Raw genomic sequence first — 21919 nt, forward strand, 5'->3', positions numbered from 1 at the left:
GCGACGTTAAGTCGCTTTTTTTTTAGATTTTATTTCATAAATTAAAAATTACTTTTTAAAACGTTCTTATTCATATCTTTAAAGATAATTGTCGAATTATTTTCTTTAATATCAAATTTTAAATACTGCCCTTTAAACTGAATAATTGCATAAAACTCTTCAGCTCCATCATCTAAACCCGTAGCAGAAATCTGGCTACCATGTGGAAAACCGTTGAGCCATTCGGCGTTATAAAAATCAGACACCGAATTAAATTCACAATATTCTTTTGGCTTGGCCATTATTTTTGCAGCAATTTGATCAAACTGTTGCTGTTTATAAACCTCTAAGCTCAACAACATGATCGCTCTCCAAATTAAAGCTGGTTTGAGGCTAAAAGCTGTTTCTTTTTAACCTTTTCCCATTGATACCAACCATAAGCTGCCATCAAAACAAATGCTGCATACAAAGCGGCTGTTAAAAATAAATCTTTATAGATGAACATCCCGACATAAATAATATCGACAAATACCCAAAGTATCCAGGTCGCAATATGCTTTCGACTCGTCCAGTAAGTTGCGAGCAAACTAAATGCTGCAAGTTGGGAATCGAGCATAGGCACTGCTGCATCGGTAAAGTTTTTAAGAATTAAGCCAAAAAGTAAACCACCTACCGCGGCAATGATCATTTGAAAAATTGCAACTTTAGGAGCTATTGGCTCTATACGAATGTCATGATCTTGCTGCTTTCCTTTGAGCCAGTAGTAAAAGCCATAAAAATTTACGACCATAAAAAAGAACTGCAAAATCGTTTCGCCATATAGCTTAAATTCGTAAAACAAATAGGCATATAAAACAAAGGCAAAGAAATTAAACAGCCAACACCACATATTACGGATTACCGTTAATCCGACTCCAATCAGGCTAATCAAGACTGCAAAGATTTCTAGAGGTGACATAAAAACAGCTGCTTATTGAGATCAATTTGACGAAGTATTATGAGAAAAATATAAAGCGAAGCAAACTGCTAATTTAAATAAATGATGCAAATTGGCATTGTCTGAGGTTTTATTCTTTTCTAATGTCATCGATTTATTTCAATGCACAGACAAAAGAAATACCGATCGAGTCGCGAACAAATTATATTTGCTAGTTTTTAAACGATTGTTTAAAACATGATAAAAGACAAATAAAGAGCGTGACAATATGTCAAATCAAGCAGGAAAAGTCAGCCGTGAAACTCGTGGACATATTTTTTTAATTGGTCTAGATCGGGCAGCAAAACGTAATGCTTTTGATAGTCACATGATCAAAGACTTATCACTAGCACTCACTGAATATGAAAATAATGATGCCCTGCGCTGCGCAATTATTTTTGCTCATGGCGATCATTTTACAGCTGGTTTAGATCTAGTTGAGTTACAACCTAAACTCGCTACAGGTGTTTTTGATTTTAGTGAAAATGAAATTAACCCTTGGGGCACAATCGGCCAAAAGCTCAGTAAACCTTTGATAGTAGCGGTACAAGGTTATTGTTACACCGCTGGTATAGAACTATTTCTTAACGCAGATATTACGATTGCGAGTGAAAATACACAATTTGCTCAGATGGAAGTCCAGCGTGGCATCTTACCTTTTGGTGGGGCAACTGCACGCTTTGCTCAAGCCGCGGGTTGGGCCAAAGCCATGCGCTATTTACTCACCGGTGACTCTTTCGATGCAAAAGCCGCTTTTGATATGAACCTGATTACCGAAATATGCCCAGAAGACTCTCAGCTCAACCGTGCAATAGAACTTGCTGAACATGTTGCGCAAGCTGCTCCTCTTGCGGTAAAAGCGACCCTCGTCTCTGCTCGCGAAGCTATTAACGAAGGTTATGAGGTTGCCTTTAATCACCTGCAAAGCCATCTTCAACCTTTGCTCACAACAGAAGATGTTCAAGAAGGTGTTTTTGCCATGTTGCAAAAAAGGCCTCCTGTTTTCAAAGGTAAATAATACCTACTCAAACACTGCGCTCTACAGTTTAAAACTTATGGATATACTGAAATTAGCGTAAAAAAAAGCCCACATGATGCGGGCTTTTTTTCATTAATCTTCTTTATTCAACTCTAACGATTTTACCTAGTTCATCATGATGAACGACTGTAATTTTCTGACTACGTCCCTGCTCAATTTCATGTTCAGGTAAATCAAAATACCGCGCATAATCATCTGTCTGTTTTGTTTTAAGCGCATTACCACCAACACGATGCTCAGGCAGCACATGACTCCACAACAATAAGCAAATTGCACAGGCAATTAACGCAGTAATGCCATGTTCAATACCTAAACCAAAGGCACTAAACAAACGGTGAACCAAATGTGTTTTTTGGAGCTCAGCCAAAACCCAGATTAGTACAAATGGACGCCACAGCAACAACCAAACCGCCCACATCATGGCTGTGCTTGTTGTAGAAGCATAGCGTTTATGCCATGGTAATTGACGGCGTAAATCAATAATCAACGAATTTGTCTTCATTTCTCTCTTTACCTAACGAAGTGCTGTGGTTTTCCCCAGACATCAATACAGCACGATCTTTAAAATCTCATGACTCTTGCATTTCATCCACGAATGCCCCGATCCGGGCTCACCCAACGCGCACGTTTCTCATCTCCACGTTTTAAAACTTTTGGAAATGCCACAATAGTTGCCGAGATGGTGATTAGCCAAAAGACCAATGGATACCAGATCATCCAGAAATAGTTTTTTCCCAGATGTGGTTCATAACGACTATCCATCCATTTGCTTAAAGCAAACTGAATGAGACAGGTTGCCCCCAATAAAATACCGCTACCATACGGTAAAAATGGAGAGCTCACAACGGCTAAAGCAGGGACTGGTAAAATAAAATGTACCAACCATAATAAAGCCATCGCGAGCATTAAATATGACCAGACTAAAGTTAAGCAAAGCTCAAACATTAAAGGCCATAAAAAATTTAATTTCGGCTTGGTGAACACATCAATATTTTTAATTAATACCTGTGCCCCACCCATAGCCCAACGTAAACGCTGTTTCCACAAACCGTTTAGAGTTTCAGGCATTAAAATCCAGACCAAGGCATTCGGTTCAAAACGAATGTCCCAACCTGCGCGCTGCAATTTCCAAGTAATATCGATATCTTCAGTCAACATATTTGGCGACCAATAATCGACTTGGTGAACAGCGCTCTTACGAAAAGCGGTAATTACACCCGATACGGTAAATAAGCGTCCAAAGGTACGTTGTGCACGTTTAATCATGCCAACAATCGAAGAAAACTCACCGACCTGAATACGCCCTAGTAAAGTTGAGCGAGTACGGATACGCGGGTTACCCGTCACAGCTGCAACTGTTGGATTTTCCTGAAAATGACGAATCATCCACTTTGCTGCATGAGGATCGAGTAAAGCATCCCCATCAATACCAATTAAAAACTCGGCATCGGTCATTAAGCTTCCGGCTTGCAACCCCATGGCTTTACCTTGGTTTTGAGCCAAATGAACAACACGTAGTTTTTCATGTTGTGCTGCTAAACGGTCGAGTACCTCACCTGTATTGTCCGAGCTACCATCATTAATCGCAATCACTTCAAAATGAGGATAGTCCAGTTTTAATGCATGGCTAATGGTTTCTTCTGCATTATCCCCTTCATTAAAACAAGGAATTAACACAGCGACTTTTGGATAACTCTCTAATGGAGCTGGTTGATCGTAAGGCGGAGCCTGACGTTCTTTCCAATAGAAAATGATCGCGCCAATCATCCATAAATACGACATAAATAATGGATAATAGAAAACGAATTTTAAGGCATGCGACCATATTGCAGCAAAGATTGTCATGTTTTAGCCTCAACTACGGCACAAGACGAGATGATTTTTCAGCAAATGCTTTATGCATAGTTTCCACATCCGGATGATCTTTAATTGGGTCATCTGGGTAATATCCGACATGCATGACACCTTGCTGATACAGAGAATGAATTGTTGCGGCCATTTCAGTTGAAGGTACCTTTTCGTTTTTACGCCAGTCGGTTGCCTGTAATTCAAAAACGGTTTTCTTAATGCCATTTGGATATTGTTTCACGCGATCAACCATATCTTTATAGAACTGATCAGCATTATCGACCTGTTCCATATAAGGCATTGCCATAATAGCCGTAAAGTCATAGCGTTTTAACGACTCTTCAAGCGATTGTGAATACCAGTTTTCAGCATATGGTTTTAAAGCAACTTGCGCATATAAGTTACGTGCAGTCATCAAGAATGGTTCATATTGTCGCACGTCATCAACAAGTTGCATTGCAAAATCATCTAGATATTTTGTCTTATATGCCGTCCATTTTTGCAAATCTTGATCGTTATCGCGAATTTTTGCCAAATCTGTTGGCAAACCTTGTTTCGCATAAGCTTTTAAGGCATCTGGGCTTGCATCTTCATAGTCAGATAAGGTGACGTCGTCATGGAATAAAATTCCGTTAAATGAAGATGACTTAGCCAAATCTTGATAAATCTCACGAATAGTTTGGCGTGCGTCTGCTGAGAACGGACTTAAACGGATATAACCCATGTTGAGGTGTTCACCAGCTTTTGCCTGCTCTGTCACCACCAAATCCTTAGAAACAGGATCAGTTTTTGGTAGTTCCCATGCCAATAAAGGCATCCATGCATAAATACGACTGACAGGCGTACGCGTTTGAATTTGCCATGCTACACGGTTAAACAAGTCGGCACGCATTGGAATATGACGGTTTGGGAAATACACCATATCAGCAGAGCCATTCGCATCTGGATCTGAAAATGCTTGTAAATAGACAGTATTTACACCCATCGCATTAATTCGGTCTAACAAATGACCTAAATTACGTTCTTGCTGTTTCGGGTCTGGATCATAAATATAGTCCAGATCGATATGCATAATTTTTTGCGGACGGTTGTTATCCGTTAAATTCAATTCACGATTTTTAATTTCTTGAGCCAAATCATCAGTCGTCATATCGCCTTCTACCAAAATACGGCTCATATTTTGTAGAGATTGTTTCGCGTGATCAGCCCCATCATCCAGTGTAATAGTCACTGGCATACCCAATTTTTTCGCAATTTGGACAGTTTGCATATTATAGCGACCATATGGCCACACCATAATACGTGGTGAACGTAAGCCATGCGCTTTGAGTAGCTCGTTATTTTTCTTTAAGTCGTTATAGATACGTGATTGATATTGTTCATCGTTCTCGTAGGTTTGAGTTTTAACATCATAAAAACGAGTTGTTGCAGCAGGTTCAGAGTTACCTTGCGGGTTGCCTGTAATACCGCGGTGTAAATGATAGCTATGGCTTGCAATTTCTACAAAACCACTATCCTGCATCTCTTTCAGCTCACCCCAGCTTAAGATTTTATCACGTGGGATTTCTTCCCCTGAAAAATCAACTTTCTGCCCTGCTTTTGGTTCTAACCATGAACCTACGACAGCTAGAACAACCGGAATTTTTTTAGCTTTAATGACTGGATAAGCATTTTGATAGAAAGATTGATAACCATCATCTACAGTTAATAAAACTGGTTTTGTAGGCAGTTGACCCTTACCCTGATGAGCACGGATCAACTGATCAACCGTAATAAAATGGAATCCGTTTTTTTGTAGCCATTCAACGTGCTGTGTAAATTGTTGAGTGGTTACTGCATATTGAGGAATTAAGGCATTTTTAGTATCGGTAATTTCATGATAACCAATCACCGTAAGTGTTGAAGCGTCCAGTTTAGGTGGTTTAGCTAATGCCATGCCTGACAAACCTGCCAAGGCTAAGCCAAGTGATATGTTCAACAAAGGAGATGCAAAGCGGATAGTCATGAAATAGCGTCTCAATATCAATATAGATTATTTATGTGAAATTTGATGTTAAGCCACAAACTTTTTGAAATTTGGTCTTAATATCACACTGCCTATAAATGAACAGTTTTTCAGTCAGCATTTATAATCAAATAATCTGAAAATAATCTTAAATATTCAAAAAGCTAAAATATAAATTAATAATGTATTTATATTTAAAGCTCATATAAACAAGAAAGCCCCCTAAAGGGCTTTAAATTTTCACTAGTCACGAGTTTTGACATCAAATAATTCAATTTCAAAAATTAAATTAGAATTAGCAGGAATAATCTTACCCATTTTACGCTCACCATAAGCTAAATGAGCAGGCACGATGAGTTTACGCTTGCCGCCAACTTTCATTCCCATAATGCCTTGGTCCCAGCCTTTAATTACACGGCCTGTGCCAATTACGCATTCAAAATAATTACCGCGGTCAATTGAAGAATCAAATTTTGTGCCGTCTTCTAACCAACCTGTGTAGTGAGTTGTAATCAAAGCACCTTTAACCGCTTCTTTGCCTTCGCCTACTTTTAAATCGATAATTTCTAATTCATTTGACATGGTTTACCCCTTAATCTGAATCTTTAAAATCGCAATTGGTACTTAGTGTACCAACTGAATCTGTAGAATTTGTTGCGCTTTTCTATGTTACTGTAACTGTGTCCACACAACACTTGCCTGACCCTTTTCACCTAAAAGCGTCCACTCGTTGTCCATGACATTTAATTGAAGCTGCATCGTACGTTCACAAAGTTGTTCAAGCTCTGCTGTACTTTGAGGGGCAATTTGCCACACCTGAACGTTACTTAACGTTTTAATTTTACTGTTTCGTTTCCACCATTCTTCGACTTGTGTGCCATACACAACAAGTGCAACTGTTTTACAGCGCGCACTGGCTTTTTTGACTTTATCTTCAGACGGTAAGCCAACTTCAATCCATGTTTCTAACTGACCCGTTAAATCTTTTTGCCATAATGCTGGCTCATCAGTTTCAAAAAGGTCTTTAGTAAACTCAAGCTCATCACTTGCGAAACGGGCAAAAGCCATCAAACGAACCATTAAGCGTTCTAAAGTTTCCGAAGGATGCAAGGCAAGCGTCAGTTGATAATCACCATAAATATGGTCATCCATATTGGCAATATTCAAGTCTGCCTTATAAATTGTTGCTTTAAGCGCCATGATTAATATGTCCAAAAATTTGGCGCTAAGGATACTCGATTTTGGGTAAAAAATTATAAAAAAACTGAACAATGCAAGGCATAGTCACGTGAAATTTGCATATTCTTCCAAAACGCTCAGCTTATTTTATAGTTGGCCGACTTTTTGCTTGAAAGAGAAATATTCTCCTCTTGCTAAAATTGATGACTTATGTGGCTAAAGCTCAAGCGTAGTTTATTTTTACAGGTTCTTTGTGCTCTGTTTCTTGGGGTTGCAGTTGGAATCGGCTTTCATGATTTCTCCCTATCTTTAAAGCCATTAGGTGATGGTTTTATTTCTTTAATTAAGATGCTTATCGCACCAATTGTGTTTTGTGTGGTTGTACTGGGAATCTATGGTGCAAACGACATTAAAAAAATGGGCAAAGTCGGTGCAAAAACTATTCTCTATTTTGAAGTGGTCACCAGTATTGCCTTAATTTTAGGCATTATTGTGGCCTATGTATTTAAACCGGGCGTCGGTATGAATATCGATATTAGCCATTTAGATGCAAAAGATTTAAGTACCTATACCGAACGTGCCCACGAGATGCATACAGGTTCGGAATTTCTACTCAATATTATTCCGAAAACCTTCACTGCAGCTTTTGCAAACGGCGATATTTTACAGGTTTTATTGATCGCTATTTTATTTGGTGTTTCCCTACTTTTAATTCCTAAACATTTAGCAGAGTTAGTACGTCAAGCACTTGAAGCTTTTTCAGAAGTCTTCTTTAAAATTATGGGACTTATTATTCGTTTAGCTCCAATTGGTGTATTCGGTTCAGTGGCCTATACCACTGCTAAATTTGGTTTAGATTCACTCTTACAATTGGGTTATTTGGTTTTACTGTTTTATGCAACCTGCATTTTATTTGTCGTTATTGTTTTAGGTTCGATTTTAAAACTTGCCGGTCTCAACATTTTCAAATTTGTGGGCTATTTTAAAGATGAACTCGCTATTGTTTTAGGTACCGCTTCTTCTGACTCTGTTCTTCCTCAAATTATGAAAAAACTCAAAAATTTGGGAATTAAGGATTCAACTGTCGGTTTGGTTATTCCAACTGGTTATTCATTTAATTTAGATGGCTTTTCAATTTACTTAACTTTAGGCGTGATCTTTATTGCACAGGCCTGCAATATTGATTTATCTATGCATGACTTACTGGCTATTTTGCTGGTTTCGCTCATTACATCTAAAGGTGCACACGGTATTCCCGGCTCGGCTTTAGTTATTCTTGCAGCCACGCTTTCAGTGATACCAAGTCTCCCTGCAATTGGCTTAGTGCTTCTACTTTCAGTGGACTGGTTTATTGGAATTATTCGTGCCTGTACCAACTTAATTGGTAACTGTGTCGCGACCGTAGTGATTGCTCATTGGGAAAAAGATATTGACCATGCGCAAGCTAAAGCTGTGTTAGATAGCAAACCTTAATCCCACTCTTCAGAGAACATTGAATTACTTTTGGTTTAATGTTCTCTATTCTTCAAGCTGACAGGCAAGTAATGCTGTTTCAAAAGCCAACCAATCATGGTGATGTTCGCTAATGATTTCAATACGATTATCAATGCCCTCTTCACCTGACTTATAATTAAACTGATCAGGATTAAAGTTAAAAACCTTCCATCCTTGATCTGTATTAAAAATTCCCTTAATTCGAAGCCAGTCTTGCTGCGCACATAATAAATCTAGCAAAGTATAAAATTCGAATTTCCAGCGTTTAGGCAACTTCCAACCTGCCACAATATAACCTTGTGCCGACTCGACATAATGATAAGGTAATTGATTAATTTCCTTTGCAACTTCGGTTTCAGTCATTTGCTTTTGAAGTTTAAGTAAAGGTTGTATAGATCGCTCGGTTAAACGAGCAGCTCTATCAATTTTATTTAAAGCTAACTGACCATGTTCAATTTTAATCCACTCTTGGTGATAAGGTTGGTATTCATCTTTTAATAGCTCAAGCGCCTGATCATCTTCAAAAGTCATCACATCTGTATGTGATACCACCACAATTTGGGCAGCTTTTAACTGATCTTCATAAAGGTTTTGTTTAACCCAATTGGTATCGTGCAAACGACTGCCATCTACCACAGTAATCAGTGCTCGCATAGCTAAACTACTTTGCCAATGAGGTTCAGTCAGTTGGTCAAATAACTGAGAAGGATGTCCAAGTCCAGTCGGCTCAATAAAGAGTCGATCTGGCTTTTGTTCACTCAATAGACGGGCTAAAGCAATATGCATCGGCAATTGACTGCTACAACATAAACAACCACCTAATAGCTCTTTGACTGCATATCCTTCATCTTGAGGTAAGAGTTGTTGGTCTACTCCAATTTGCCCAAATTCATTCATTAATACAGCCCAAACCTCATCTTTAGGCTTTTGGCTTAATAAATGCTGTAACAACGTGGTTTTTCCTGCCCCTAAAAAACCGGAAATAATATGGGTGGGAACAGTTTTTGGGGCTATCAGTTTCACAAGCGGCTCAAATCAACAAGGTATAAAAAACTAAGAAAGGTATATCACTGTTTAAATCCCATGAAAATGATTTTTCACTTTGAAGATATACTTTTCAATTATCAGGCTAAAGCTCTCAATTTGTGACAGGCATCCCATTAATTATCTAAATTAACTTTTAACATCTACAATTCAAACGAAATATCCTATTCAAGCATATTCATAATTCATGCCAAAGTGTTAGGTTTACGTAACCAATTTGGTTTTTTTTCACTCAAAAAGAAATATTTTTTCACATTTTAAGGTGTATTTAAGCCCCTTTATTTTACAGATTGCTCACATAAATGGTCCGTATATTTCATATTGTTAAGATAGCCGTAATAGATTGTTAAGTTAATTGATGTAATCCAAACCTCGGCTTAGCATGTGTCCTAGCTTAGTCATTCAGCCATACAGGTTTCAGGTATGTATGAACGATTAGGTTTAATTTATTTTTAAATGAAATTTAAGGATGCCATAAAATGAAATTAGCTAAAACTTTACTCGCTACAACACTTGCTTTAACTGCTGCTTCAACTTTTGCTGCTTCTAAGCACGACCAAGCACATAACACTGCTGGTGAAGAAAAAGTTGTTGTTTCAACTCAAGAACAAGCAAACACTGCAAATGCTGCATCTGATGCTGTAGGTTCTGCTTCTGAAGCTGCTCCTGCAACTCGTTAATTCTCTCAGCATTCTCCTCCAAGCTCAGAGATAATTTTACTGAAATGAAAAATGGACGCGGAATTTTGGTAAAGAAGAAAAAGGATCGAACCATGCTGCGGTTCGATCCTTTTTTAATTCAATCTTTTTAAGAAGTTTTCTTATACATGCTACAAGATGGGTTGTGATTTTCTTGAAGACGTAAAACCTTACGATGCTCAGCAGCTTCAAAGCGGCAACGCTTCCATTCTGTATTTAGATTTAATTGAGGTACTTCACATGGCTTGCCCTGTTCATCAACAGCAACCATCGTGAAATAACAGCTATTGGTATGGCGCACTGTCCGCTTCTGGATATTTTGCGCTTCAACACGGATACCGACTTCCATTGAAGTACGACCTACATGGTTCACACTTGCCAAGAAGGTTACCAACTCACCTACATAAATAGGTTCTTTAAAATTTACTTTATCTACAGATAAAGTCACCACGTAGCCACCCGAATAACGACTTGCGCAAGCATAAGCGACTTGGTCTAGTAGTTTTAGAATCGTACCACCATGAACATTACCTGAAAAATTTGCCATATCAGGCGTCATCAAAACTGACATCGTCAATTCAGACTGATCATCAGTTGCTGTGGTCATTTCATCTAATGTAGGCATAGCTCAACTCTGTCTTAAAACAAGCTCAGTCAACATTATGGTTGATAATTCACAAAAAAAACATGCTTAAATCCACAACATAGCATCGTATTTTTTAATATCTTTGATTGTTTTTAAAAATTTAATTTTTTAAGGCACTATTTTTAAAGTTATTTTTTAAAACTGTTCTATTTATCTTAGAATTTTTTAGAAGATGCTATGCCATTTTATTCCATGTTCAATGGCATAGCAGGTTCTTATGAGTGACTTGTTAAACTTTATTAATGACGCCTGTTACACCATTAATAATCATATCAATGGCGATCGTACCAATTAATAAAGCGGATAAACGCCCGACAATATCAAAATAACGGTCAATATGTTTGGCATGTTTATAGCGTAAATGATCATGTGAAAATTTCATCAAAATCAAAATACTGCAAGTTAAAAACAAGGTGAAGGCAATTACTAGCGCAGCCTCACCAATTGACATTTCAATCCCTGTGACTACCGCAGCGCTAATAGTCCCTGGGCCGATCATAAACGGCATGGCAATGGTGCCAGCCAGATGTTCTGGAGCACCACGCATTTCTCCAATGGTGTCGGCACCTTGAAACACATAGCGGTAGCCAATCACCAAAAAGATTAGGCCTCCAAAAATCTGAAAGGCTTCAAAACGTACATTCAGATATTTACTAAAAATTGTTTCGCCGCCCCATGCAAATAGCATGAACACGACAAAAGCAATCAAACTTCCCTGAATCAGTGCTTTATTAAACACCTTAGCTTCTGAATGGCGGATCAGGCCAATCATGTAGATGCTCATTAGAAATGGATTGAGCAAAGAGAAAAATAAAGCAAAAGAATGTAGATAAGGAGAAGCCATGCATTTTCCTCTTAAGCTTGTGGATCTGGGAACAATGGACGATTCCCGGGACTAATACGATTAATATGTAAGAACGTCATATGTCTTTCATATTTATCTAAAATATCGTTAATGACCTGTTCTTTACTGTAACCGACCAGATCGTTATCTTGAGAGCCATCATAAAGATAGGTTTCAAGTCGGAAATAGAACTGTTTGCCTCGTTTTACACGCTGGCTAAAGTTCGGCGCGCTATAGCGTACAGGCCAGATCTGATAAACAAAGTTTTGCTCTTCTTCCAAATGGATAGTGAGATCTAGATGGTAAAGCGTATCTTCATCTTCAAGCGGGGTTTGCTGCACGTCCACATTCATACCCTGCTTAATCAACTCATCAGCAACAGCCTGAACAGCTGGCAAACACACCGTATCTAGCATGCGCTGTGTTTCAGTAGTTCCCGGATGATGCATGACTCGAGTTAAACGCTGTTTCCAGTTCAGAATATCAACGTTCCCTACCACTGGCGCTGCATTCATACTGAGACTAGCATGCCTGTAATCTTCAAGTCTGAGGGACTTATAAAGCCCAGCCATCACAAGAAACATCACAAAACTAAACGGCAAACCCATAATAATAGTTGCGTTTTGCAAGGCAGTAATGCCGTTGGTCATGAGCATGGCGAGCGTGAGTAAACCAATCGCCACTGCCCAAAACACGCTTAACCAACGTGGAGCATCATTATCGATATTAGTAAGTTTAGTCGTGAAGTTACCTAAAACCAGAGCTCCCGAATCGGCAGAAGTCACGTAGAACAAAAGCCCTGTTACGGTGGCAATTGAAGCGATAAAGGTAAAGCCCGGATATTGCGCTAACAGGTCATAAAAACCATGAGCCGGATTTGCTAATACCGTTGCTGCTAAGGTTTGGTTGCCTTCAAAAATAACACTGTGCAGTGCGCTATTACCAAAAATAGATAACCACGTGAGTGTAAATAGAAGTGGAATAATTAAGGTACCGCATACAAACTCACGAATGGTACGCCCTCTTGAGATACGTGCCAGAAAGAGTCCTACAAATGGAGACCAAGCAATCCACCACGCCCAGAAGAAGAAAGTCCAACTACTCATCCATTCTTTAGGCTGTTCAAAAGCAAAACTTTGTAATGCTAAAGCAGGGAAACGAGTTAAATAGTCACCAATATTTTGGACAAGGGCATTGAGTAAAAACTCGGTATTTCCCAAGAATAAAATAAACAGCAATAACCCGACCGAAACATAAATATTGATTTCAGATAAAATCCGCAGGCCTTTATTGACCCCGGATGTCACTGAAATAATACTAATACCCACTGCAACAGCAATCAGGATAAATTGCATCCAGATATTTTCTGGTAACCCCAATAACACATGTAAGCCATAATTTAGCTGTACTACTCCAATCCCGCAGGTCGTCGCAATACCAAAAATTGTCCCGATCACGGCAGCTGTATCAACACTATGCCCAATTGCCCCATTAATTCTTTGTCCAAAGATTGGATAAAGTGCAGAACGAATGGTAAGCGGCAAATTATAACGATAGCTAAAATATCCCAATGACATACCAATCAAGGCATACATACACCAGCCAGTTAAACCATAGTGAAACAATGTCCAAACCATACTTTGGCGTGCTGCTTCATAGGTTTGCCCTGCTCCGACCGGAGGTTGCATGTAATGAGATAGTGGTTCAGCGACCGAGAAGAACATGAGGTCGATACCAATACCCGCCGAGAACAGCATGGCAGACCAACTGAGTAAACTAAACTCAGGCTTTGAATGCTTAGGTCCTAATTTGATACTGCCATATCTTGAGCAGGCAATAAAAATCACAAAGGCCATATATAGTGTTGCGGCAAGCAGATAATACCAACCAAAGGTTGAAGTCACCCACTGAAGCACGGCATTCATGACTCGATTTGCAAAATCGTTGAACAAAAACGTGACGAGAGAAAAAATTAAAATAAGTACAGCTGAAAAATAAAAAACCACACGGTTGAGCGGGTCTTTTTTAGATTTAGATAATGTTAAATCATCAACTGCTCTTGGATTATCTGTTGCCATACAATCCTCAAGGAATAAAATAAAAACAAAATATTTAATTTCGTCTTTTCACTCTTATTTAAAACAATGAAAAGACGACTTTAAACGCAAAAAATAATATATAGATGTGATCGATTGAGGTTATAAAACCTCGGTCACTTTATTCTGTCCACAGTTCGATGGGACTGAAATGTCTTTTGAAACAGCTAACTGTTTTTTCACTAATTGAGGGTCAAAATCATCTTGCTTTAACGCTTTGGCTAAACCAAACATATAGAGCAAAATAATGACTGAAAATGGTAAACCACATAACACCACAGCACTTTGCATGGAGTTAAAACTACCGGCTAAAAGCAAGCCAATACTTACAATGGTAATTACCACAGACCAAAAGACGCGTAACCAGATCGGTGAATCACTATCATTGGTGCCCCCTTTTGAGGACAAATTAGCGATCATTAGTGTACCAGAGCCAACTGGTGTCAAAAATAAAACGAAACAAATTACAACAACAATACCGGCAACGTAAGGATTAAACGGCAGATATTCGAGTAATTTAAATAAAGATAATGCTGGATCAGTTAAGACCATATCACCTAATACTTTCTGTTTTTGCTGCAAGATTAAATAAATTGCAGTGTTTCCAAAAACCGAAATCCAAGCCAGTGTAAAGCCGAGTGGAATCAGGCATACACCTAATACTACTTCACGAATGGTACGTCCTTTTGAAATGCGGGCAATAAACATACCGACAAAAGGCGCCCAAGCAATCCACCAAGCCCAATAAAATACAGTCCACGAACCCAACCAGCCACTGGCTTTTTGATTGTATAAATACATATCAAAACTTTTACCAATAAAATTATTGAGGTAATCGCCTGTATTTTGCACAAGACCATTTAATAAATGGTTGGTCGGACCTGTTAAAAATACAAATAAAAGTAAGGCATACAGCAGACGTAAATTAATACGCGACAACCATGCCAAGCCTTTTTCAATACCCACCACTGTCGTAATCGTCGCAACGAACATCATGATGAGCACGGCAGTAATTAAGGTCGCAGAGTTATCTGGAATTTGCGGCAGTAAATAACAAATGCCCGATACGAGTACTAATGCTCCAATTCCCAAGTTGGTGACTAAGGAAATAACTGTCGCTAAAATTCCAAAGCCATCGACAAAATCACCCACCAAGCCAAGCACTCGCTCTCCAAAAATTGGGTAAAGCGCTGAACGCAGTGCTAATGGCAAGTTTTGTCTGAAAGCAAAATAACCTAAAGTAACTCCGAGCAATGCATAGAGCACCCAGCCATGAATCCCCCAATGCAAAAAGCTATAAGTCATCGCATTACGGGCTGCCTGAATCGTTCCTGCCTCACCTTCTGGCGGTCTTAAAAAATGGTCAACAGGTTCGGCCACACCATAATAAAGTAGCGCAATACCAATCCCTGCCGAAAACAGCATTGAAGTCCAAGCTAAATAACTAAACTCTGGTTTGTCGTCATCTTTTCCTAAAGGAATCTGCCCTACTTTTGAAAAAGCGAGCCAACCAACAAAACCCAGACACAGCACAATAACCAGCATGTAATACCACCCAAAAAAGTGATTTACTTGCTCTTGTACATAGGTCAGCCAAAACTGACTTTTTTCTGGAAACAGCACAAAAAGTAGGCCAAAAATACCGATACTGATTGCTGAACTCCAAAATACGAAACGATTTAACCGAATATGGTCTGAAGAATATCCATCACTTTTCAACACCATCTTATTGCTCCTTGCAATCGGTGTATTTTTCTCAAAATAACGTGATAAGTAATGTACTTATGCGCATCATCCTATCCTTAAGAACCTTTGATTTCACCTCTTTATTTTTAGAAGCTTGTTCAAAAATTCATTGATTTTTACATATCATACTTGTTATTGATTGAACGTTCAATCAATAACAAGTATGATAAAAAAGTGCTATGATGCTCTGCAAGTTAACATGTTGAATTTTAAGCACCACTAAAAGTGCTGATGTGGACAACCATGACAAAACGCAGAGTAAAACCAGAACATGTGCGACGTGAAGAAATCATGAACGCTGCACTCGACGTAATTTATGAAGTGGGGTTATCTAATACCACCATTGCACAAATTGCAAAAAAAGCCGAGCTGTCGACCGGCATTGTTAGCCATTATTTTGGCGACAAACAAGGGTTGATAAATACCTGTATGCAAGAAATGTTAAATGTTCTGCGTCGTAAAACCGAACAGTACAGAGCAGAAGCAGATTCGCATCCAGAGAGCCAGATTAAGGCCATTATCGACTCTAACTTTGACATTAGTCAGGTCAATGAAAAAGCAATGCGGGTCTGGTTGGACTTTTGGTCAGCAAGTATGCATGTACCAGACTTAAGCCGCTTACAAAAGATTAATGATCAACGCCTGTACTCCAACTTGAAATTTTATTTTCTTAAGTTAATGGATGAACAACAGGCCAGTGTTGCCGCTAGAGGTTTGGCAGCATTGATTGATGGATTATGGTTACGAGGCAGTTTAAGCCGTCATAACGAATTTGACAGCAACCTTGCTCGTTCCATTGCTTACGATTATGTACAAACGCAATTGCAATTTGCGAACAAGCCTTTGCAGGAGAGACAAAATGAGTGATGCACAAGTTCATCAACTGTATATCCACGGACGCTACGTTAACGCAACCAGTGGAAAAACATTTAATAGTATTAACCCTGCCAACGGCGAGACAATCGCGACTCTTCAACAAGCTTCTGAACAAGATATTGAAGCTGCTGTACAAAGTGCCCAACAAGGACAAAAAATCTGGGCTGCCATGACTGCCATGGAGCGTTCTCGTATTTTACGTCGTGCTGTCGACATTCTTCGTGAACGTAATGATGAGCTTGCCCGTCTTGAAACACTCGACACAGGTAAAGCTTTTAGCGAAACATCTACAGTCGATATTGTGACTGGCGCAGATGTACTCGAATACTACGCAGGACTTGCAACAGCTATTCAAGGCGAACAAGTTCCACTTCGCGAATCAAGTTTCTTTTATACACGCCGTGAACCGTTAGGTGTAGTTGCTGGTATTGGTGCTTGGAACTATCCAATTCAAATTGCTTTATGGAAATCTGCCCCTGCCCTTGCTGCGGGTAATGCCATGATTTTCAAACCAAGTGAAACCACTCCACTCACTGCATTTAAACTTGCAGAAATCTATACAGAAGCAGGCGTTCCAGACGGCGTATTTAACGTGGTGCAAGGTGCTGGCCGTGAAATCGGTCAGTGGCTCACTGAACATCCTGTGATTGAAAAAATCTCATTTACTGGTGGTGTGGAAACTGGCAAAAAAGTTATGGCAAGCGCTGCTGGCTCTACGCTAAAAGAAGTGACTATGGAACTTGGTGGTAAATCTCCACTCATTATTTGTGAAGATGCCGACCTTAATCGTGCCGCAGATATTGCAGTCATGGCGAACTTCTTTAGCTCAGGTCAGGTATGTACCAACGGTACACGCGTATTTGTTCCAAAATCACTTTTAGCCGACTTTGAAAAAGCCGTTGTAGAGCGTGTAAAACGTATTCGCATTGGCGACCCAATGGCTGAAGACACCAACTTCGGTCCACTCACTAGCTTCCCTCACATGGAAAAAGTTTTGTCTTTCATTGAGTCAGGCAAACAACAAGGCGCTAAAGTGTTAATTGGCGGTGGCCGCGCAACAGAAGGCGGACTTGCCAAAGGCGCTTATGTACTACCGACAGTATTTAGCGACTGCACTGACCAGATGGCTATTGTTCAAGAAGAAATTTTTGGACCGGTTATGAGCATTTTAAGCTATGAAACCGAAGAAGAAGTCATCCGTCGTGCTAACGACACCACCTTTGGTTTAGCTGCTGGCGTTGTTACTCAAGACATCAGCCGTGCTCATCGCATTATTCACCAAATTGAAGCTGGTATTTGCTGGATTAACACTTGGGGCGAATCGCCTGCCGAGATGCCAGTCGGTGGCTATAAACAATCTGGTGTAGGCCGCGAAAATGGCTTAACTACGCTTGGGCACTATACTCGTATCAAATCTATTCAAGTTGAACTTGGCGATTATCAAAGCATTTTTTAATGCCTCCATCGCTTTAAACACTTCAACCTAAATCACATATGCCGAGCAGTCTTTATAGATTGCTCAGGCAAACTGTTAGTAAAAAAAGGATAATTATGAATATTAAAGAATATGATTACATTATTATTGGCGCAGGATCTGCCGGAAATGTACTCGCTGCGCGTCTTACTGAAGACAAAGATACCACTGTTTTACTCTTAGAAGCGGGTGGACCAGATTATCGCTTGGATTTCCGTACACAAATGCCGGCAGCTTTGGCCTACCCTCTTCAAGGCCGTCGCTATAACTGGGCTTACTTAACCGACCCTGAGCCACACATGAATAACCGTCGTATGGAATGTGGTCGTGGTAAAGGTTTAGGTGGTTCATCTTTAATTAACGGCATGTGCTATATCCGCGGTAACGCAATGGATTTAGAGCAATGGTCAACTCATAAAGGCCTTGAAAACTGGTCTTATGCTGACTGTTTACCTTACTATAAAAAAGCCGAAACTCGTGATATTGGTGGCAACGACTATCATGGTGATAGCGGTCCAGTATCCGTTGCTACACCTAAAAATGGCAACAATGTACTGTTCCATGCCATGGTTGAAGCAGGTGTACAGGCAGGTTACCCGCGTACTGATGACTTAAACGGTTACCAACAAGAAGGCTTTGGTCCAATGGACCGTACGGTAACCCCTAAAGGTCGTCGCTCAAGCACTGCACGCGGTTATTTAGATATGGCAAAAGGTCGTCCAAACCTCACTATCTTGACCCATGCTACAACCAATAAAATCTTGTTTAATCAAAAGCAAGCGATTGGTGTTGAATACATTATTGGTGCTGACCAAAACAACTTACAACGAGCCTTGGTTAAACGCGAAGTATTACTTTGCGCAGGTGCAATTGCGTCACCACAAATTTTACAGCGCTCGGGTGTGGGTCGAAGTACCTTCTTAAAATCAATGGACATTGATGTGGTTCATGATTTGCCGGGTGTAGGTGAAAACCTGCAAGACCATCTAGAAATGTACTTACAATATAAATGTAAGCAACCTGTTTCTTTATACCCTGCCTTGAAATGGTATAACCAACCTGCAATTGGTGCCGAGTGGTTATTTAACGGTACAGGCATTGGTGCAAGTAACCAGTTTGAAGCAGGCGGATTTATCCGTAGTTCGGATGAGTTTACGTGGCCAAACATCCAATACCATTTCTTGCCGGTTGCCATTAACTACAACGGTAGTAATGCAGTGAAAGAACATGGTTTCCAAGCTCACGTCGGTTCAATGCGTTCGCCTTCACGTGGTCGAATCAAACTTAAATCAAAAGATCCGTTTGAGCATCCAAGTATCTTGTTTAACTACATGTCGACCGAACAAGACTGGCGTGAGTTCCGTGATGCAATCCGAATCACTCGTGAAATCATGCAGCAACCCGCACTTGATCCATATCGTGGTGAAGAAATTAGTCCGGGCAAACATTTGCAAACCGATGCAGAGCTTGACGACTTTGTTCGTAACCATGCAGAAACAGCTTACCATCCGTCTTGTAGCTGTAAGATGGGTGAAGATGAAATGGCTGTTGTAGATGGTCAAGGTCGTGTACACGGTATGCGTGGTTTACGTGTTGTCGATGCCTCTATCATGCCGCTCATTATTACCGGTAACTTAAACGCAACTACTATTATGATTGCCGAGAAAATTGCAGACCAAATTCGTGGACGCGAAGCATTACCACGTTCAACTGCACCGTTCTATGTAGCATCATAAAATCTGAAAGGGCATATTTCTTATGCAGAAATATGCCCTTAATTTAATCTTTATAGAACCAATATTAATAAGAACCATGTATGACAGAAAATAAGCGTCTACGAAGAGCTTATTTACATAAATAGGGTACGAGATAAAAATTAATCGATTTTTATAGGCAAATATTCTTCAAATGATTTAACTTTAATCAAATTAAAATTATTAATTTAATTTCAAATATTTAAATAAAAATAATTAGCTTAAATTATCTTTTTAAAGCTCAATTTGATTAAATATAAATCATATTTATGATTTTGATGAACCCCATTTATTATAAAAATTGTCTTGTCAATGCAAAATTAGTCTAAAATATAGAGTGTTTGCGATAATCCCAAGTAATTTTTATTTTTTTCGAAGTTCTCTAATTTTGAGAATTTACTTTCGCATTTATATCCGTTTTGTCTGGATACGCTGTCTAGGTTTCCTCACACCTTAAGTGACTCAAATAACTTATTTTAAGGTCCCCCTTACATGAAAAAGTTTTTGAAATACCTTCTGGTATTAATCATTCTTATTCTAATTGCAGGTATTGCATTCTTGTTTAGACCAACAACGTCAAAACAAGTTGAAACTGCAAAAGATGAGCCAGTTGTTGATGCTGTTCTTGTTGGCGGCGGCATCATGAGTGCCACTCTCGGTACTTATTTCACTGAGCTTGAACCAAACTGGCAAATTCGTATGTTTGAGCGTCTTGACCAAGTTGCTCAAGAAAGTTCAAACGGCTTTAACAATGCCGGAACAGGCCACTCTGGCTTTATGGAAATGAACTATACCGAAGAGAAAAACGGTAAGATGGAAATTGCCAAAGCTGAAAAAGTTGCTTCTCAATTTGAAGTTGCTAAACAGTTCTGGTCATATCAGGTAAAACAAGGCGTTTTAGCTGAACCAAAATCATTCATTAATCCAGTTCCGCACATTGCTTTCGTTTGGGGCGATAACGTTCAATTCTTAGAAAAACGTTATGCTGCCATGATCCAAAGCCCGTTGTTCAAAGGTATGAAATTTACTGAAGACCCAGCTGTGATTAAACAATGGGCACCTTTAGTGATGAATGACCGAGACCCTAGTCAAAAAGTTGCAGCAACCCGTATGGATGTTGGCTCTGACGTGAACTATGGTTCAATCACTAAACAATTAGTGGGTCATTTAAATCAAAACCCGAATTTCAAATTACAGACATCAACTGAAGTGACTGGCATCAGCCAAAATGATGACAAAACTTGGACTGTGTCTTTCAAAAATTTGAAAACTGGTAAAACAGATCACGTTAAAACACGTTTTGTATTTATCGGTGCAGGTGGTGCAGCAGTTAAATTATTGCAACTTACTGGTTTACCAGAAGCGAAACAATATGCTGGCTTCCCTGTTGGTGGTGAGTTCTTAATTACTGATAACCCAGCAATTACGTCTCAACATACAGCGAAAGTATATGGCCGTGCTGAACTTGGTGCGCCTCCAATGTCTGTACCACATATTGATACACGTTATATCGACGGTAAAAAATATGTATTGTTTGGCCCATTTGCAACCTATTCAAACAAGTTCCTGAAAAATGGTTCTCAGCTTGATTTACTTGCATCTACCAATAAAAACAACGTTTTACCAATGACGACTGTTGGCTTGGAAAACCTTGATCTTGTTAAATACTTGGTCAGCCAAGTCATGATGTCAGATGAAGACCGTCTAAATGAACTTCGTAAATACTACCCAGATGCGAAAGCTGAAGACTGGCGTTTAAGCCAAGGTGGTCAACGTGTTCAGATCATCAAAAAAGAACCAGGCAAACCTGCAACACTTCAATTCGGTACAGAAATCTTTGCGTCTAAAGATGGTGCTGTAACTGCATTGTTAGGTGCGTCTCCGGGTGCTTCGACTTCTCCATACATCATGCTTAACTTGCTTGAAAAAGCTTTCCCTCAGCAAACTGAAGGTAAGTGGAACCAGAAGCTTCATGAAATTGTAGTGTCTTATAAACAAGACTTAAGCAAAGATCCTGTGTTACTCGACAAAGTTCGTCAGTACACAAGTTCTACACTTGGCTTGAACTATACATCTCCGTTCAAAGCTGCAAACGATGAAACTGCTGCTGCCCCAGTTGCAAAAGCAAACTAAGTTTGACGATGTATAACTAAAATATCAAAAGGATGAATTTCGATTCGTCCTTTTGTTTTTTAAGACCTCAGTTGAGATATTTAGATTC

Annotated in this window: 19 protein-coding genes; 7 read left to right on the forward strand and 12 right to left on the reverse strand. The window is 39.4% G+C overall.

What is annotated here, in order from left to right:
• Positions 1-41 precede the first annotated feature (41 nt).
• A complete protein-coding gene (locus J536_RS18980; RefSeq protein ID WP_032063614.1) occupies positions 42-341 on the reverse strand; it encodes a hypothetical protein in 300 nt (99 codons plus the stop codon).
• Between the two features lie 14 nt (positions 342-355).
• Entirely contained in the window at positions 356-937 is a 582-nt protein-coding gene (gene pnuC / locus J536_RS18985) for a nicotinamide riboside transporter PnuC (protein WP_005075405.1), read from the reverse strand.
• Between the two features lie 247 nt (positions 938-1184).
• Here pnuC and J536_RS18990 point away from each other — a divergent pair, with 247 nt between their 5' ends.
• On the forward strand, positions 1185-1973 hold the full coding sequence (locus J536_RS18990) for a crotonase/enoyl-CoA hydratase family protein (protein ID WP_032063615.1): 789 nt from the start codon (positions 1185-1187) through the stop codon (positions 1971-1973).
• A gap of 103 nt (positions 1974-2076) precedes the next feature.
• Here J536_RS18990 and pgaD read toward each other — a convergent pair whose 3' ends face one another.
• The 5 genes from pgaD to J536_RS19015 form a co-directional block, all read right to left on the reverse strand.
• Positions 2077-2496, reverse strand: a complete 420-nt coding sequence (pgaD, locus tag J536_RS18995) for a poly-beta-1,6-N-acetyl-D-glucosamine biosynthesis protein PgaD (RefSeq protein ID WP_017403159.1) — start codon at positions 2494-2496, stop codon at positions 2077-2079.
• A gap of 83 nt (positions 2497-2579) precedes the next feature.
• A complete protein-coding gene (gene pgaC / locus J536_RS19000) occupies positions 2580-3839 on the reverse strand; it encodes a poly-beta-1,6-N-acetyl-D-glucosamine synthase (RefSeq protein WP_002117710.1) in 1260 nt (419 codons plus the stop codon).
• Between the two features lie 13 nt (positions 3840-3852).
• Entirely contained in the window at positions 3853-5847 is a 1995-nt protein-coding gene (gene pgaB / locus J536_RS19005) for a poly-beta-1,6-N-acetyl-D-glucosamine N-deacetylase PgaB (RefSeq protein ID WP_032063616.1), read from the reverse strand.
• A gap of 243 nt (positions 5848-6090) precedes the next feature.
• Complete coding sequence (locus J536_RS19010; protein WP_002117532.1) at positions 6091-6429, reverse strand: FKBP-type peptidyl-prolyl cis-trans isomerase; 339 nt, start codon at positions 6427-6429, stop codon at positions 6091-6093.
• Between the two features lie 87 nt (positions 6430-6516).
• Positions 6517-7047: a YaeQ family protein gene (locus J536_RS19015; protein ID WP_002117684.1), complete on the reverse strand. Its 531-nt coding sequence runs from the start codon at positions 7045-7047 to the stop codon at positions 6517-6519.
• Between the two features lie 189 nt (positions 7048-7236).
• On the opposite strand from J536_RS19015, the gene dctA reads away from it, so the two are divergent.
• Entirely contained in the window at positions 7237-8499 is a 1263-nt protein-coding gene (dctA, locus tag J536_RS19020; protein WP_032004182.1) for a C4-dicarboxylate transporter DctA, read from the forward strand.
• Positions 8500-8544: 45 nt separating this feature from the next.
• Here the strand turns inward: dctA and J536_RS19025 are convergent, their stop codons facing one another.
• Positions 8545-9543, reverse strand: a complete 999-nt coding sequence (locus tag J536_RS19025) for a CobW family GTP-binding protein (RefSeq protein ID WP_032063617.1) — start codon at positions 9541-9543, stop codon at positions 8545-8547.
• A 500-nt stretch (positions 9544-10043) separates the two neighbouring features.
• Here J536_RS19025 and J536_RS19030 point away from each other — a divergent pair, with 500 nt between their 5' ends.
• Entirely contained in the window at positions 10044-10244 is a 201-nt protein-coding gene (locus tag J536_RS19030; RefSeq protein WP_000761577.1) for a hypothetical protein, read from the forward strand.
• A gap of 127 nt (positions 10245-10371) precedes the next feature.
• Here J536_RS19030 and J536_RS19035 read toward each other — a convergent pair whose 3' ends face one another.
• From J536_RS19035 to J536_RS19050, 4 genes are all read right to left on the reverse strand, one after another.
• Positions 10372-10887, reverse strand: a complete 516-nt coding sequence (locus J536_RS19035; RefSeq protein WP_005070756.1) for an acyl-CoA thioesterase — start codon at positions 10885-10887, stop codon at positions 10372-10374.
• Between the two features lie 250 nt (positions 10888-11137).
• Complete coding sequence (locus J536_RS19040) at positions 11138-11752, reverse strand: MarC family protein (RefSeq protein WP_002117499.1); 615 nt, start codon at positions 11750-11752, stop codon at positions 11138-11140.
• A gap of 11 nt (positions 11753-11763) precedes the next feature.
• Positions 11764-13830: a choline transporter gene (locus J536_RS19045; protein WP_032063618.1), complete on the reverse strand. Its 2067-nt coding sequence runs from the start codon at positions 13828-13830 to the stop codon at positions 11764-11766.
• Between the two features lie 120 nt (positions 13831-13950).
• Positions 13951-15573 carry a BCCT family transporter gene (locus J536_RS19050; RefSeq protein WP_032063619.1) on the reverse strand — a complete coding sequence of 541 codons (1623 nt, stop codon included), beginning with the start codon at positions 15571-15573 and terminating at the stop codon, positions 13951-13953.
• A 264-nt stretch (positions 15574-15837) separates the two neighbouring features.
• Between J536_RS19050 and betI the strand changes: the two genes are divergently transcribed.
• The 4 genes from betI to mqo all read left to right on the forward strand — a co-directional run bounded on the left by betI (position 15838) and on the right by mqo (position 21831).
• The gene (gene betI, locus J536_RS19055) at positions 15838-16461 is read left to right on the forward strand and encodes a transcriptional regulator BetI (protein WP_005070763.1); all 624 of its coding nucleotides are present in this window, start codon (positions 15838-15840) and stop codon (positions 16459-16461) included.
• Complete coding sequence (gene betB / locus J536_RS19060; protein ID WP_032056879.1) at positions 16454-17926, forward strand: betaine-aldehyde dehydrogenase; 1473 nt, start codon at positions 16454-16456, stop codon at positions 17924-17926. The genes betI and betB overlap by 8 nt, the downstream gene beginning before the upstream one ends.
• A gap of 95 nt (positions 17927-18021) precedes the next feature.
• Positions 18022-19680 (forward strand): choline dehydrogenase, encoded by a 1659-nt coding sequence (gene betA / locus J536_RS19065; protein WP_032063620.1) that lies wholly within the window; start codon positions 18022-18024, stop codon positions 19678-19680.
• Positions 19681-20190: 510 nt separating this feature from the next.
• A complete protein-coding gene (gene mqo / locus J536_RS19070; RefSeq protein ID WP_017399033.1) occupies positions 20191-21831 on the forward strand; it encodes a malate dehydrogenase (quinone) in 1641 nt (546 codons plus the stop codon).
• The last annotated feature ends 88 nt before the right edge of the window (positions 21832-21919 follow it).

This window comes from Acinetobacter sp. 809848 (assembly GCF_000581275.1).
Classification (GTDB): domain Bacteria; phylum Pseudomonadota; class Gammaproteobacteria; order Pseudomonadales; family Moraxellaceae; genus Acinetobacter; species Acinetobacter pittii.

Excerpts from the sequence above, each read along its gene's own strand:
- J536_RS18980 (WP_032063614.1), bottom strand. The coding sequence starts at position 341 with ATGTTGTTGAGCTTAGAGGTTTATAAACAGCAACAGTTTGATCAAATT.
- pnuC (WP_005075405.1), bottom strand. The coding sequence starts at position 937 with ATGTCACCTCTAGAAATCTTTGCAGTCTTGATTAGCCTGATTGGAGTC.
- J536_RS18990 (WP_032063615.1), top strand. The coding sequence starts at position 1,185 with ATGTCAAATCAAGCAGGAAAAGTCAGCCGTGAAACTCGTGGACATATT.
- pgaD (WP_017403159.1), bottom strand. The coding sequence starts at position 2,496 with ATGAAGACAAATTCGTTGATTATTGATTTACGCCGTCAATTACCATGG.
- pgaC (WP_002117710.1), bottom strand. The coding sequence starts at position 3,839 with ATGACAATCTTTGCTGCAATATGGTCGCATGCCTTAAAATTCGTTTTC.
- pgaB (WP_032063616.1), bottom strand. The coding sequence starts at position 5,847 with ATGACTATCCGCTTTGCATCTCCTTTGTTGAACATATCACTTGGCTTA.
- J536_RS19010 (WP_002117532.1), bottom strand. The coding sequence starts at position 6,429 with ATGTCAAATGAATTAGAAATTATCGATTTAAAAGTAGGCGAAGGCAAA.
- J536_RS19015 (WP_002117684.1), bottom strand. The coding sequence starts at position 7,047 with ATGGCGCTTAAAGCAACAATTTATAAGGCAGACTTGAATATTGCCAAT.
- dctA (WP_032004182.1), top strand. The coding sequence starts at position 7,237 with ATGTGGCTAAAGCTCAAGCGTAGTTTATTTTTACAGGTTCTTTGTGCT.
- J536_RS19030 (WP_000761577.1), top strand. The coding sequence starts at position 10,044 with ATGAAATTAGCTAAAACTTTACTCGCTACAACACTTGCTTTAACTGCT.
- J536_RS19035 (WP_005070756.1), bottom strand. The coding sequence starts at position 10,887 with ATGCCTACATTAGATGAAATGACCACAGCAACTGATGATCAGTCTGAA.
- J536_RS19040 (WP_002117499.1), bottom strand. The coding sequence starts at position 11,752 with ATGGCTTCTCCTTATCTACATTCTTTTGCTTTATTTTTCTCTTTGCTC.
- J536_RS19045 (WP_032063618.1), bottom strand. The coding sequence starts at position 13,830 with ATGGCAACAGATAATCCAAGAGCAGTTGATGATTTAACATTATCTAAA.
- J536_RS19050 (WP_032063619.1), bottom strand. The coding sequence starts at position 15,573 with ATGGTGTTGAAAAGTGATGGATATTCTTCAGACCATATTCGGTTAAAT.
- betI (WP_005070763.1), top strand. The coding sequence starts at position 15,838 with ATGACAAAACGCAGAGTAAAACCAGAACATGTGCGACGTGAAGAAATC.
- betB (WP_032056879.1), top strand. The coding sequence starts at position 16,454 with ATGAGTGATGCACAAGTTCATCAACTGTATATCCACGGACGCTACGTT.
- betA (WP_032063620.1), top strand. The coding sequence starts at position 18,022 with ATGAATATTAAAGAATATGATTACATTATTATTGGCGCAGGATCTGCC.
- mqo (WP_017399033.1), top strand. The coding sequence starts at position 20,191 with ATGAAAAAGTTTTTGAAATACCTTCTGGTATTAATCATTCTTATTCTA.